At 38.0% G+C, this 15,176-nt stretch carries 11 protein-coding genes; 9 read left to right on the top strand and 2 right to left on the bottom strand.

From position 1 onward, the window contains the following. The first annotated feature begins 60 nt into the window (after window positions 1-60). From J4N24_RS01195 to J4N24_RS01170, 6 genes are all read left to right on the top strand, one after another. Window positions 61-543, top strand: a complete 483-nt coding sequence (locus tag J4N24_RS01195; RefSeq protein WP_207531815.1) for a hypothetical protein — start codon at window positions 61-63, stop codon at window positions 541-543. Window positions 544-688: 145 nt separating this feature from the next. Then, a complete protein-coding gene (locus J4N24_RS01190) occupies window positions 689-1,258 on the top strand; it encodes a hypothetical protein (RefSeq protein ID WP_207531814.1) in 570 nt (189 codons plus the stop codon). 348 nt (window positions 1,259-1,606) lie between these two features. After that, window positions 1,607-2,203 (top strand): hypothetical protein, encoded by a 597-nt coding sequence (locus tag J4N24_RS01185; protein WP_207531813.1) that lies wholly within the window; start codon window positions 1,607-1,609, stop codon window positions 2,201-2,203. Window positions 2,204-2,263: 60 nt separating this feature from the next. Then, complete coding sequence (locus J4N24_RS01180) at window positions 2,264-2,494, top strand: hypothetical protein (protein WP_207531812.1); 231 nt, start codon at window positions 2,264-2,266, stop codon at window positions 2,492-2,494. A gap of 256 nt (window positions 2,495-2,750) precedes the next feature. Further along, window positions 2,751-2,924, top strand: coding sequence for a CPCC family cysteine-rich protein (locus J4N24_RS25800; protein ID WP_369806188.1), 174 nt, complete (start codon window positions 2,751-2,753; stop codon window positions 2,922-2,924). Between the two features lie 278 nt (window positions 2,925-3,202). After that, complete coding sequence (locus J4N24_RS01170; protein WP_207531810.1) at window positions 3,203-8,122, top strand: NB-ARC domain-containing protein; 4,920 nt, start codon at window positions 3,203-3,205, stop codon at window positions 8,120-8,122. A gap of 514 nt (window positions 8,123-8,636) precedes the next feature. Here the strand turns inward: J4N24_RS01170 and J4N24_RS25655 are convergent. Then, window positions 8,637-8,771, bottom strand: a complete 135-nt coding sequence (locus J4N24_RS25655; protein WP_256439334.1) for a hypothetical protein — start codon at window positions 8,769-8,771, stop codon at window positions 8,637-8,639. Between the two features lie 489 nt (window positions 8,772-9,260). Continuing rightward, window positions 9,261-9,497, bottom strand: coding sequence for a helix-turn-helix domain-containing protein (locus J4N24_RS25650; RefSeq protein WP_207531809.1), 237 nt, complete (start codon window positions 9,495-9,497; stop codon window positions 9,261-9,263). A 453-nt stretch (window positions 9,498-9,950) separates the two neighbouring features. Here J4N24_RS25650 and J4N24_RS01160 point away from each other — a divergent pair, with 453 nt between their 5' ends. The 3 genes from J4N24_RS01160 (at window position 9,951) to J4N24_RS01150 (ending at window position 15,165) form a co-directional block, all read left to right on the top strand. Further along, the gene (locus J4N24_RS01160) at window positions 9,951-10,217 is read left to right on the top strand and encodes a hypothetical protein (RefSeq protein WP_207531808.1); all 267 of its coding nucleotides are present in this window, start codon (window positions 9,951-9,953) and stop codon (window positions 10,215-10,217) included. Window positions 10,218-10,561: 344 nt separating this feature from the next. After that, window positions 10,562-11,887 (top strand): TlpA family protein disulfide reductase, encoded by a 1,326-nt coding sequence (locus J4N24_RS01155; RefSeq protein ID WP_207531807.1) that lies wholly within the window; start codon window positions 10,562-10,564, stop codon window positions 11,885-11,887. A gap of 71 nt (window positions 11,888-11,958) precedes the next feature. Further along, entirely contained in the window at window positions 11,959-15,165 is a 3,207-nt protein-coding gene (locus tag J4N24_RS01150) for a SusC/RagA family TonB-linked outer membrane protein (RefSeq protein WP_207531806.1), read from the top strand. The last annotated feature ends 11 nt before the right edge of the window (window positions 15,166-15,176 follow it).

Genomic DNA, 15,176 nt, shown 5'->3' with positions numbered 1-15,176 from the left:
CGACACCAATAATACCTAGTTGTCCTTAACTTGATGACACTGAGAATTAAAGTTTTAACCATGTCAATCATGCTATGCTTCATATCATGCTTTGATGTCTTAAATGTATACAATCCTAAAGAAACAGTCAACCTTAGCAAGGAAGATTTGGAAGCGTTCGAGTTGTTGAAGCAGGAATTATTGAACGATCTGGCCAGAATCAGGAAGGTTATGCCGGATTCCGACGAGGAATGGGTATTTACAAATTCCTACTATTTAAACCAGGTTGATTCGATCAAGTACACCCCATTATTAAAAAGGTTAAAAGGTAAATATGTAGATAATTTTGCGGTGGATGAAAGCGGGAATTGCGGGTTCATATTAAAGGAGTATGTAGATAGAAACGCCAGTGATTATAATCATCGTTACGAACAGCAGCTTATAAGCATTAAATGCAATTGCCTTGATAATTTTACAACTCTTAATGGCGATACAATCTTTGTCGACTCAATTGTCAATAATAACTGGCGCTATATTTCAAGAATGTATTATACTGGACATTAATTTGAGGCTATAATTATCATAGCCGGATTATTAAAACACTTATATTACAAGTTAATGCGCTAAGAGTTGGAAAAACGACAAATACATTGTCTTTTGAAATAAAAAGGGGAACTCTTACATTTAAGCTTCCGATCTTATTACAACAATGAAGTTTAGAATTTTTTCCATTGCAGCTATAACAGCTGCTATTCTACAGCTGGGGTGTAACAATCGCACTCCTAAAACATTCGAAGAAATTCCTATTGAGATGCAGCCTGATTGGAAAGGAATAGACATTAGTGAGCTACCCGTAAAATTCGGACAAATACTGAGGTTTAAGAAAGACAGTAATGTTATTGATGCTATCATTGTGGATTTTGATAAAGATGAACGCGGTATCTGGATCGGCTTATGTTTTATTAATAAAACAAAGCTTTTTGGAAGGCAGATACCAAGTGCTTGGATTAGTTCTCAATGTCTTAATCTTCTTGACCTGGCGTATTTAAACACTGACGGACTAAAACAATACGAGGTCATTAGTCAAATAAAAGTTGATAGAGGCAAAGTGGGAATAGGTTCAATAACTCCTGTATCAAACGTTAATGAGTTAATGGTAGAATATGAAAATGGAATTAAGCAGCGTAAGAAGAAGCAAACTCCTTGTAATGAGGAATTAACAGACGAAAAGTCTGTTAGAGAGTGCTATTTCGATGTTGAAACTATAAAACAGCAGTAGAACTAATAATATAAAGACACAAAGAGGAACAACTGGAAGTTTACATGATTCTGAAGAAGCAGATAAAGTTCATTTGGTAATAACTACCTTAACAGGAGAAAAAGATCTGTATATATCCAACTTGAACAAGAAGCCAGAAGTCATCTCACATTACGTGGAGTCTTTCAAATTAATTTCCAGGAACAGTAAATAGCTTATTGGTAGGTGCTCAGGGTGTTTTACAGAAGGAAATAGATCAATTTATTCTGAGGGTGATTGCCTTAATCTAATTGTAAACCTAAGCATAAAGCTTTAGAAGGGTAGGTTAAGGTATATTGACAGTGGAGAAAACGAAACAGCAATCATCAAATGACAATATCTGATGCCCTTACACAATACCTGGAACTTGGAAGTTACTTTGATCCCGAATACGGACGTGAAAATGAGGTGCTAAACATGTTTAAAAAAGACAATCCTATTTTGAGTGCTGCACATGCTCAAGAGTTGATTGTTATTTTAGAGGATTGGAGTGGCGATAACAAACGAATGTATTTCGTTGCTGATTTGGCTTACTTATATGACTCTTTACCAATAGAACTTGTAATTAAATTACTTAACACAGCAGTGGCATGGGATGACCCTAGCTTTAATCGAGTATTTCTTCGTCCTTGTCTAACATCTCTTCCCCATGAAAAAGTAACATGGATCCTGCAACGCAGGTTTAGACTTTATCCGACAGGTGTCATAAACTTAATTTTCCATCTTAATGCTTATGGAGTCGATACACGATCATTGACAGAATATATAGATGATTTAAACAAACCACATAAAACCTATTCACTACTAAATTCAGTACAAAATGTATGGATCAGAATAATAGTAAGCTTACTGGGGGCGAGAGTTATAACTGAGGGGTATTTATGGTCACCGGTGATCCTACCGGAAAAAGAACCGAACCAGACCTAACTTTATTATATGCAATCATGATCTTCCTTGTAGTAACAATAGTAATTAGAAGTCGAAAGCATGCAAGTTGATCAAGAATACAATCAAGCTATTGCAGATTTAAAACGGCAATGGGTATTTCTTTCTTATGGTGCAGCAATGGTGCTTTCAATAGCAGTTGCTTTTATTCTTTACATCTTTCTTGCTGTTATAGGTGAGAGTGTTACTCTTGCAGGTTTTGTTGGAATTTACGGTCGAGCATATGTAGGAGGTAGTATGGTTTTAATATCAATATCGGGATCTATTATATAGAACATTCGAAACGCTACGAAATGGTAAAGCCGCGCTTTCTGCTTCGGTTTGGTTATCTTCAAGATTTACTTCTATATCAGGAATTGTATTTATTGCGATTGCCTTGTTTGATAATCCTCATCGGGATAAGTCGTCAATTGCAGTGATATCCCTTATTGCTTTTGGATTGATTACCCCGGTAATAGCATTCACAATTGGTTTACTTGTATGTAATGGTATTAAGAAGACGATCAAAGAAATTGCAGTAGGTAGTTATATGGAAAGATATACATGTCCTTGTTGTGGTTACAAGACTCTTATTTTACCTCCAGGTCGTTATGATATTTGTTCTATTTGTTTTTGGGAGGATTGTCCTATTCAAAAACAGTATGTAGACGATGACGGAGGTCCAAACAAAGTACCGTTACATCGGGCACAAAAGAATTTTTGAAGATTTTGGGGCTTGTGAAAACGATATGATTAAAAATACCTCCCAACCATCAAGTTCAGATGTTCGTAATTCTAGATGGAGACCTTTAACATAGGAACCGTATACTTCCTTTTTAATCTTATGATTGTGTATCAGAAAATGTATTGATAGTTAATCTTATTCAGGGTTTCTAATAGAAAATTAATAAGGGCTATTAACAGATGTTTTTGAATAATGTTTGATGTTTTTTTTCTATTTTGCATTATCGAAACTTTTATACTCGTACTTAACCTTATTTTATGACAGTTGCAAAAATTGTGGCCCCTTTTAACTTTAACTTTACCTTTCCTGAACCCTTAGATGATGAACTAAAACGAAACGTTTTTATTGAAACTATTGAAAGATTACTTATTGAAGAAGATAGCGATGTGATCTTTTTGGAAGGTAAATCAGGGAGTGGAAAAACGACTATAATAAGCCAATTTATAAATAAACAGTTCAAAAATTCAATCTCTTATTTTGTTAGTAGTATTGACAGGTATTCTCAATCAAGGGAGTCGCTTAATATAAATTTATACAATCAGCTTAATAATTATCTAAGTTTTTCAGATGAAGAAATAGTACAAATTCCTGATAACTTTATCTATCAATTGAGACCACAATTAGATAGAAAAATCCGAAAACTACCAAAAGGGGAATATCTTTTTTTAATATTTGATGGTCTTGAGTGCCTTACTAAACAGGCATTAGAAATTTTCAAAGAAGTATTAAGTGATTTGCCGTGGGGAAAGGCAAAATTTATTTTTACAGGAGATATTGACCTGTTAAAATCGCTTTTGCCTTCAACTTCAAAATTGAAAATAAGGTCTTTTCCTATAAGTTTTTTTACTATCGAGGAAATTGCTGAATATTTTTCAGGATTCAACTTGACTATTGAGCAAATTAAAGACATTCATTTATTATCAAACCGCGGATTGCCGGAGATTTTATCCAGAATCAAAAGGAATTTTAATGAAAAGGAAGTGTCTGATGTGTTGAACGAATTGAGTGAAAAAAGACTTACATTATTCGAGATGGACTGGCAGAAAGTGGATACAGAGCTTCAAGTAATGATTCTTTCTGTCCTAGCTTTCTCCGAACCATTTTATATACTAAAAACTCTTTCTCAAATTCTCCAGATTAAGGAAGAAGACATTAAATTCTCTGCATCTAATATCCCTTTTTTAACCTTAAAAGGAAATACGCTTTCGTTTGCTAATCAAGAATATTTAACATTGGTAAGAAAAAAACTTGCCGATAAGGAACAACAAACGTTAGCACTGCTGATAGACTTTTACGTTTCCAATACCGGTGCTGGAAATGGCAATCAACTTTCTAATTTATACGTGCAAGCCAAGAGGTGGAAAGATCTATTGAAATACCTTTCGTTTGAAACCTTTTTAAGGCTAATAGAAGAAAGTAAATCATTTGATGCAGTTACAAATCAATTAAATATAGGCCTTAAAGCCTCGAAGGACTCTAATAATGCCTATTTTGACTTTTTGAGATTCTCACTTCCCAAATCTTCATTTAAAGAAATAGAAAAAATAGATGGCCTTGAAAGTGAAATTAAAGCAAGAGTAGCACTAGGGGACAATGAAGGAGCGTTAGCGTTGCTTGATAGCACTTTCCTTGTTGAAGATAGACTCAAACTACTCGCCAATCTGGCCAAACAGCAAAAGATAAATAACGTTGAAATTGACCCATCTATCATCAACCAGATTAAAGAATTGTATGATTCGGTTAATGTTGAGGCCTTGAAAGATGGAGCGGTGAAACTAGCATCCACGCTTTTGTACTCATGTCCCGATTTAGCAATAGATTTAGTTGAGAAAACTACCGAAGAAACGGAAGAGGGAACAAAACTTGATAAGGTTTACACGTTATTGTCTTTAACTGCACTTCGAGTTAATAAAAATTCTGATTCGAGCGTTGCTGACTTAACGGTTTTGCAAGACAGAATATCAAATACAGAAGAGCGAGAGTTGGTGCTTGCTCTATCTCATCTAAGTGAAGAATATAATGCTTCTGAAATCATAGAAAAGGCAAATGCACTAAATTCTTCTGCAAGAAAGTTATACATACTGAAAAATTGGATTAAGTTCAATATCAAAAATATTGATGTTGTGGAAGTCATTAATGAAGCTCTTAAAGAGGTAATCAAAAGCTCTGGTGATGATACCCCCAACGCTAACACCTTAATGGAGCTAGCTCAACCATTACCTTTTATAAGGAATTATGAATCATTAGAGCACATTATAGAAATATTTGATACTCAAAAGGAGACTATCATCACTCCTACTAGAGACTACGTGAAGCTGCAATTACTCTTGGCGGAAGGTGAAGGCAAATTTGAAAAAAAGAGAGCAGCTTGCAGGCTTATTGATATTTATTATTACATCGCCTCCTTAGATGATGTTGCTATTAAAAATGACTGTTTAGTTCTTTTATGGCTAAAATTAAAGTTGATTGATCCAGAGGATGAGATTGAGAAGAAAGAAGGCTTAAAAGCTCTGGCGAAGCAGGACGCAGATCAATTGTTGAATAATATCATTGGCCAAACTGCCATGCATTTTGAAGTAATGGAATATGTAATTTCATATTCTGTCGAATTTGATGGTGACTTCGTTCTAAATATTATTAATAGATTAAATACACAGGTAAGGCGAGATTTTGCGTACAAGCTAGCAATTGAAAAATATGTGGAGGGGGTTAAAGCTAGCGAAGCAAACATTGACTTTATTCTTAAATGCTACAGACTAATTTGCTATAAAGCGATAAAAGACCACATCTTAATACAAATTATTGATTATTTAGTTGCTGCTGAAGAATTAGATAATATTACATACTTTTTTCAGGTATTGGATGATATTAAACAGATTAATGATTCAGAAAGTCGCTGTTACGCGCTTTGTGAGGTTATAAAGGTTTTTGAAAAGGGGGGGAAAGATAGTGTAGTGGCAAATTTACTTGATCTCTTAAAAAAATCGTGGGAGGCAATTGATACGCTGTGGATAAAAGTAAAGGTAGCTTCTCAAATAGCTATTCAAATAGCTGATTATTCTAAAGAGCTAGCAAAAAAATATCTTGACGATGGGTTGCAAGAGAAATGCGATAGCGTATTTGAGTCTTATTCTTCTGCTCATGCATATTTCCTTAGCCTCAAATTAAGTATCCGCTCGTTTGGAGGCTTGATAAAACAGGGTCATAGCTATGACGATGATTTGCAAACGCTCTATGACCTAATCGAAGTTATACCTTGTTATGGAGAAAGGATTCGTTTGTATTCAAATTTGGCTATCAATTTTTATAATAAGAATGAAGAGTCTACATTTAAAAGTATATTTAAACAATTTGTTATTCCAGCTTTTTCAAGTCTGTCAAATAGCTTGGACAAGGAGTATTACACCTTCATTTTTAAGAGAATAGGCCCGGCATTATATCTTTATCATCCAAATACTTTCACAAGTTATTTAGAGAAGGTAGATAGTTTCGACAGAGATTCAGTTCTGATGGATTGTGTATATTTTCTTTTGAGAAAATTGTATTCTGACGATCATTATGATCTTGGAGATTATAGACCGACACTAAGCTACGAAAGAGCGACTGATGTTTTGGAACTAATTAGGAAGATGGACTATGACAATTCAATTTATATTGGAATAAGTGAATTAATACAAAGTCTAAAAGTTACTAAGGAAATTTCTGTAAATCAAAGAAATCTTATTGCTAAAGATCTTGAAATTATTATCAATTCTAAGTTACCAAACCCGGTAACCGGCGTGAAACATGATGGTTACAAGATAGCTGCTACTATTTTTTTAGATAGCCTAAAAGGTGCTCAGGAAAAAGCACATATTGAACACTTAGTTGGAAGAATCAAGCTGATACCAAATACTAGTGATAGATCTCTAATCCTTCATATACTTGCCCGTGAATTAAAATTTAAATCCACTGCTCAGAGACTCGAGGTGATGTTGGATGCGTTTGCGGAAGCAAAGAAAATTCCTTCGACTTTTGATATGCTAATGCGTCATGAAGAAATGCTTCCGACTATGGCTGATTTAGAAAAAAGCCAGTTTAAAAAAATTATTCAGGAGCTTATTTCGACCATCATAATTGATAAAGAGGATGAAAATATTTACTATAAGCATCGGAAATTAGTTGATCTGCTGCATCAGTATGATCCCAAAAATATTGGCAGCTATATAGACGTCTTAGATAAAGATCCCGCTCGAAATCGACAACTAACTGAGACAATGAAGGATCGACTTGATTTATTAGAACGAGATGCTAAATATCGGGATGATATTACCAAGGCTAGAAAGTTTAGATCAGGAGGAGAGCTTTCTGAGTTTTCCTACAAGTTATTATCCAAAGTACAAGCGGGTGTTTTTACTCCTAAAGATCCAAAGGAAACATTTTCTCTTTTAGAGGCAGCCGCCCAGTACAATTTATCTGATTCTTACAATACCTATGCTTATTGCATTGAGAATTTAGTTCGCAAGTATCAAAATGGGATGAAGCATCAAGATTTAGTACGGTTGGCTTTTGAGGCGACAATATTTAATGCTAAACTTATTTCCGCTTTGACTCAATCTTCAATACAAAATATGCGTAATAGGTATTCTATTATAAATAGGGCAAAAACAGCAGAAAAGAAGTTTTTTCGTTTAGGAGAGCGAGAACTGGCTTTAAATTTCTTTAAAAGGTGGTTGGAAGATGTAACATACGAATCTATAACTCTTATTGATAGCTATTTCAAGCCACATGATGTAGAGTTTCTTAAATTAGTCAAAGAAGTTAATCCAAAATTAGAGGTTTTCGTACTCACATCAAAAGAAGGCCTCAAAGATATTGTAGATTATGAAAAGGAGTACATGGAATCTTGGATTGCTATATCTGACGAACGAGCTCCGACAACCACAATAAAGATTGTATGGATAGACGGAACAGATAAAACACCATTTCATGATCGGTATTTAGTTGCAGGAGGGGATGAAGGACTGAGATTAGGAAGTTCTTATGGTGGCTTTGGATTCGAAAAAGTGGCAGAGGTTAGTATAATGTCTGAAGATCAGATGGGCGAACTTGAAGACACAATTATTAGAGACTATGTTTTAGGTGGTAAGCATTTTCATAATGATAAGCGGTTGAGGTTTAAAACTGTGACATTGTAGGTGAAACTAAAAATTATTTACTCCACCGCCTCCGCCAACGGAGGGAAGGCGGCAGAAATTTGATAAACCAAAGATCAAAAGTAAGTAATGTTACGATTCAATGTTTAAGTGGAGCCTGCCGTTCTACTGGGTGAGGTTTTATTTGGACCGATAATCTTCTTGCGTCTAAAAAAACGACTCTCCTTTTCCGCGGATTGTCTATATTTATTGTTATAGGAAGAGGCTGCATGACAACTTTGAACACAATATGTGCAAAATGTTCTTACCCTAAATGTTTTTAGTATCAGCGGGAATGGAATTTGTTTAAGCGCAGGAAACGCATTTTCCTAATTTTTATTTGCAGGCAAAAGGAGGGCAACATTGAGAAGAATATCCACTGCCTGTAAGATTCCTATAGGACTAATAACTAAATCTGTAAAGATTTTTTGGACGAGACAGTGTACTTTGCAGTGGAATGCTAGTGTACTTTCCTCGGAATATTTACCGGGTACTTGGCTTACGAAAGCTAGCTGACTTAGCCGCCCGCTTCACTGTCATGTTTGTTTTTAGCTTTTTTTGCCTCGGCTTTAGCATACTCCTGATGTGCTTTTTTTTCCTTAAATTCTTTTTGACGCTGCTTCTTTTGTTGCTCTGCTGCCTTGGTACTCATGACGTGCTGTTTTGGTAGATCTATTTATATAAGGGCTGGTTTCCCAATGATGATTTAAAATGAAATTTTATAAAGGATACAAATTATGTACCAAAGCGCAAACTGGAGATGTAAGGTAACGACGACCAAAAGTTGGGAAAAACCGTTATATTGCCCCAGCATTGCCACCGCTATTAGGGAAGAACGATGATCATCGAGAATACTGGCCCATTGACCTCCGTTTTATATAGGAGCATCTCCGGAATCTGCACTAAGTGTTTATAATTCTACTGCAAGGTTAGATTTCAAAATTTTTCTGTTTTATGCATGTTACTTCTGATTCTTCAACCCTAATTAAAACTTTATTGCTGCTTGTATATCGCGATCATTCTAAACACGTCGGTGAAAAGTTAGTCTCAAATTTCTTCTTTTGGCGCTTAGATAGCTAACAAAACTGAATTTAGGTCTTCAGCATGAATTTTCGAGTGAGGGCTATTGGCAAGAATACAACTATTTCAACTTGCTGAAATCCACTAAATCATTCAATGTAACATCTAGTGCTTTAGCAATCAACCATAAGTTATAAGCTGTAGGGTTGGCTCCTTGCCTTTCGTATCTATTAATAGCTTGTTTATCCTTACCGCCCAAAATTGCGGCTAAAGAAGATTGAGGAATGTTTTTTTGCTCACGCAGTTGACCTATACGCTTCCCTAAATTTTCCCTAAACTTTTCAAGCTCATTATCCACCAATGCAAGTTCAAAAGAAAAAAAAATTAAAGGTCAACATATATGTTTACTTTCCCATTTTATTTTTTATATTTGAGTTAAATAATTAGGTATTAATAAGAGTCTTACAATCGCATTTCTGACGCCGTGATGTAAGACAGCAGATTAGTACCCCACTTTCTATTAGTAGGTATGTATATTTGCCTACCTCAATAGATGTGGGGCTGCTGTTATACGTGGCACGTAAGGCGTCAGAAACTTTAAGCGATCACGAATACGGTTCCCCCACATCTATTGGAATCAGTTCGAAGACTCGTAATCCCAATACGAGTATGAAGCATTTATCATTAAAAACCCTTCTGCAAAATTTAATCTCAGCGCCTGAGTAGCGTAGGTACTTCCCTTTAGCCATATTGGCTTCTCTGTTGCAATCACAAACAATCGTCAAAATGATTTCACCAAACCAGTTAACATATGAATACAATTTTAAATCAACAGCTTCAATCCGACTCAGACCCTAGCTTGTTAGAAAACTTTTTCAAAACCTATCCTCCTGAAAAGACGGAGAAGATCTTATGGCGCTGGCTGCTGGCTAGTGTGAAAAATGATTTCACTGGCATATCTCAGGATGATATGCATGAGTTTTCTGATTTTTTCGAGAAGCTTCATCGTCTGGAAGTGGTGCTTCAAGAGCAATACAATGAGCAACAGAGTCAGCTAAAGAAAGGGGAAAGCGCATGAACATGAACGCTGAACTGAAGACCAGGAAATGGTCCCTTCTCATTTGTCCTCCTGAATAGAAACTACCTAAAGAAGACTGGGATTAGGAAATGGGAGACGTCACCTCACCCTATCCCTCCCGATGAATCGGGACAGGTCCTCCTCAAGGAGAGGGGAATGCTAGATGCCTATTCTAAACGATCCATTCCAAGTCAACCTCTTCTTTTTCTAATACAATTTTTCTTGATAATTCTAGGCCAGCAAAAAAGCTGAAAATAGCCTTAGGGGAATTCTATTGCCTTTCTGGGCCAGAATATTATTGAAACATTACTCGATCATTAATTCAATTCTTTAAAAATTATACTATGTCCGTTTACTATGATCCGAAGGAATCGCCTGAACGAAGGGGGATCAAAGCAATAATCTACATTATTTTAATTCTCATAGCAGCCTCTGTGATGTCTGTTGTGAAGGCGCAACCCTTAGCTGGGTTTAGAGCTTTGCAAAAAGGAGATTCTGTCCCTGATCTTACGCTTAGCAACTTGGTGAATACCAAAGATCCCGCAGAAACGATTCGTATCACAAGTAAGGATGATAACCTCACAGTCCTGATCTTCTTTGGTACCTGGTGTGGATCCTGCCGCGCTGAATTTCCTTCTCACCAGGCTTTGCAGAATCGCTTCAGCAAGGAAATGCAGTTAGTAATAGTAAGTGATGAAAGCAGAGCAAAGCTGAGCTCTTTCTTTCAAACAGCCCGCTACACAGATGGAACGCCTTATTCCTTCCCTTGTGTTGCAGAAGACAAGCACTTGAAAGCGCTTTTTCCTCATCGCTTCATTCCTCATTTGGTATGGCTCAAGTCGGGTAGGGTAGTGGCTACAACCAGCGGGGAAGAACTTACTGCCGAAAACATTACCGCAGTTCTTCAAGGATCTACCCCTCCCTATCAAAAGAAGGATAAAGATCCTACAAAACCTCTGTTCTTTAACGACGATCTGCCACCCTCTGCAACTTTTTCGCTCTTTGTTAAAGGCAAGATCGACGGTTTAAGTAGCGGCGGTCGGTTTCGAAAATCTGGTGACATCCTGTACGGCAGATTAGTTCATAACTGGCACCTGAATGAGATGTATCAGCACGCCGCATCCGAAATCATGCCTGGCTTCAGTAAGAAAAGAGTTCTTATAAGTATTAAAGATTCATCAGGTTTTTTCCGTCCGGCAAAACCTTCTCTTTCAGACACCAGGGAGAATTCTTGTACCTACGAAATCAGGGTCCCTTTAAAAGAAGCAGACAGTTTGTATGCCTACATGTTGAAAGACTTAAACCGCTATACGCCTTATCAAGCTTCGATAGAGAAACGTAAAGTGAAGTGCTATGTATTAACAGTCCTCCCGGGATACAAGGATCGCTTAAAGACCAGGGGAGGGGAAGCGGAATTCTCACTTTTCAGGGGACCGATTTTTAAGATGGTCAATTATTCAACCCAGATACTATTGATAAATCTTAACGAATTAGATTTTCTTCCCCTGCCGGTAGTAGACGAAACGGGTCTTAATGAAAATATTGATCTATCCTTCGCCTCGGTCCCAACCAGCATTACCGACCTGAAATCTGCCTTTTTAAAACAGGGACTGAAACTTACCGAAAAGGTTCGTGAGCTTGAAATGCTCTGTATTAAAGACGATAAGTAGCCCCTTGATGAAATTTTATTCTAGAAAATATGATACAGCATTCTACAAAATCTTTAGCTTTTAAAATAAACTTGATAGCGATTCTGCTTGCACTTTCCGGAATCTTTCTGGGAAAAAGAACTATTGCCCAACCAACAGCATTCGAAGTAAGTGGAAAGGTAACGGATGAAAACGGCCAAGCTCTGGCAGGCGCGGCACTGCTGATAGATGGGAAGACAATAGGCCATAGCGATAATCTTGGAAAGTTTAACTTAAGGATTTCCAGGGAGAGCGATTCACTGGAAATACGCTTTATTGGTTACCAGCATAAAAAAATAGCGTTAAGCTCAGTTCGCACATTTCTTGTCCTTCAATTAACTCCATCACGTTCGGAAATGGCTGCCGTCCAGGTGACTGTTTCTACAGGCTACCAGCAATTGCCGAAGGAAAGGTCAACGGGCTCCTTCAGCTTCCTGGATTCTAAAGTGCTTAATCAGCAAATCAGTCCCGGCATAATGGAAAGGCTGGAGGCTGTAGCACCTGCCTTTACCGTGGATCGCTCTACTTCCATGAGTGGCAGGATGATGGTAAGAGGCTTAAGTACCATTAACGGACCAAAGAATTTGCTTGTTGTGGTAGATAACTTTCCTTACGAAGGCGATATCAGTAATATAAATCCGAACGATGTAGAAAGTATTACGATCCTGAAAGATGCGGCTGCGGCTTCTATCTGGGGAACCAGGGCTGGTAACGGCGTGATTGTAATTACCACGAAGAAGGCCAGGTATAACCATAAAATCAGTGTCGAGTTTAATACCAATATACAAGTAGGAGAGAAGCCGGATCTGAACTATGTGCGCCAGATTTCTTCTACAGATGAAATTGAGGTAGAGCGAATGCTTTTCGATAAAGGATTTTTCAATAGTCAGATTACATCCGGCGATAAACCTGTATTGACCCCTGCTGTGGAAATCCTTTTGAAAAAGCAACAGGGCTTGATCAGTGCTGAGGGTGCCGAACTGCAGTTGAATGATTTGAAGTCGCATGATATTCGGGATGATCTTCATAAATACTTCTATAAACGATCAGTAAATCAGCAATACTTTCTGGGCTTGAAAGGAGGATCTGACAACTTTGCCTGGAACCTTTCTTCTGGTTATGATGATAATACCTCCAGCCTGGATGCTCAAAATAAGCGCTTGAACCTCCGTTTTGGAAGCAGTATAAAACCGCTTAAAAATCTGCAAATAAATACGGGTGCGTTTATAACCAGCACCAGAACGGAAAGTGGAAAGCCAGGATATGGCGAAATCGGTTCTAAGCTCGGAACTTCTTTTTACCCCTATGCTCAGCTGGCGGGAGCTAATGGCGAGGCGGTTTCCCTTCCGAAAGACCTGCGTGAAAACTATAAAGCAACAGCAGGAGCGGGGAAGTTGCTGGACTGGAATTATTACCCTCTGGAAGATTATCAGAATGCTATTGCTAAAAGGAATATGCTGGATCTTAATCTGAATGCTGGACTAGAGTACAAACTCCTGAATTCTTTAACACTCGATCTGAAATACCTCTATGAAAGGCAGCAAAGTTCAGGGGAGCTCAATCAAAATGAAAAGAGTTATTTCACCCGGAATTTGATAAATACCTATACGCAACTGAATGCATCAACAGGAGCGTTGAGTTATAAGGTGCCCTTGGGCGGCATCCTTGATCTTTCTGAAACGCGCATTTCAAACCATAATTTGCGTGGCCAGCTCAATTACCAGTACAATGGCAAGATCCATTCTCTTTATGCTATTGCAGGTGCTGAAGTGCGGGAAACCCTTACCGAGGGAAACCTCTACCGTACCTATGGCTACAACGGGAATATTCTTACTAGCATACCGGTAGATTATACAACAGCTTTTCCTTCTATCATCAACAGTATAACAAACTTTATCCCCAACCCGGCTGATTTCACGAAAACAAACAATCGCTTTATTTCTATCTATTCCAATGCTGCTTATACTTTGCTGTCAAAATATTCCTTTTCTGCAAGTGTGCGCAGGGATGCCTCTAACATGTTTGGATTAAAGACAAACGATAAGTGGAATCCGCTTTGGTCCATAGGCACTTCCTGGGCTGTCTCGAAGGAGGATTTTTACCCCTTAAGCTTTTTGCCTGAATTAAAACTGCGCGCCACTTACGGTTTTAGCGGTAATGTTAATCCGGCTATGACCGCTGTAACTACTATGGAATATGTTCCTGCTTTTGCACTTAGTGGTGTGCCTTATGGCCGGTTTACCAACTTTTCCAATCCGGAATTGAAATGGGAAACGGTGCGTCAAACAAACCTGGGGCTTGACTTTGGTTTGAAGGGTGGCTGGTTAAAGGGATCCGTAGAGTATTATGAAAAGAAGGCCGATAACCTTTTCGGAGCTGCCCTTGTTGACCCTACTGCTGGCATTGGCACTAGTGTATTGAAGAACGTAGCCAAGATGGCTGCTAAGGGTTGGGATCTGGAGTTAAACACTGAAAATTTTAAAGGAAAATTCTCCTGGAATACGGATTTAAACCTAAGTAAATATAAGGATAAGGTACTGCGCTACTACCTGGAGAACAAGCAGGGCAGTGTTTTTATCAACACCAAGAGTGCTATCTCCGGAGTAGAGGGGCTTCCTGTGTACGCCATTTTCTCCTATAAATGGGCTGGGCTTGATCCTGCAACAGGTGATCCTCAGGGTTACCTGAACGGACAGGTAAGCAAAAATTATGCTTCCCTTACCGGAGCTGCTACAACCATTGACGACCTCAAATATCATGGTTCTGCTATTCCAACAGTTTATGGTTCGATGCGTAACACCTTCTCCTACGGCAAGCTTTCCTTTGCTGCTGCCCTGTCCTTTAAACTGGGATATTATTTCCGTAGGGAAAGTATTTCCTATTCAACGCTTTATAATAACTGGCGGGGGGATACTGACTTTGAAAAGCGCTGGCAAAAGCCAGGCGACGAGTTCAGTACTTATGTTCCCTCTATGGTTTATCCGGCGCCAACAGCCAGGGATAATTTTTATAGCGGTTCGGAAGTACTCATTGAGAAAGGGGATCATGTTCGCCTGAGTTACCTTTATCTCGCTTACAGTCTTGATAATAAACGAACCAGGTCTCTGGGTTTTAGATCAGCCCAGTTGTATATGAATGCCAGTAACCTTGGGATCCTGTGGCGGGCAAATGACAAAGGCATAGATCCTGACTATTACTACACCTATAATACCTTAGAACAGCCTCTTACTCTAGCTGCCGGAATCAAAGCCTCATTTTAATCAAAGCATCT

The organism is Desertivirga arenae (assembly GCF_017355785.1).
Classification (GTDB): Bacteria; Bacteroidota; Bacteroidia; order Sphingobacteriales; family Sphingobacteriaceae; genus Desertivirga; species Desertivirga arenae.
Note: the sequence above shows the minus strand (reverse complement) of the source record. Positions and strands in the feature narration are given on the sequence as shown.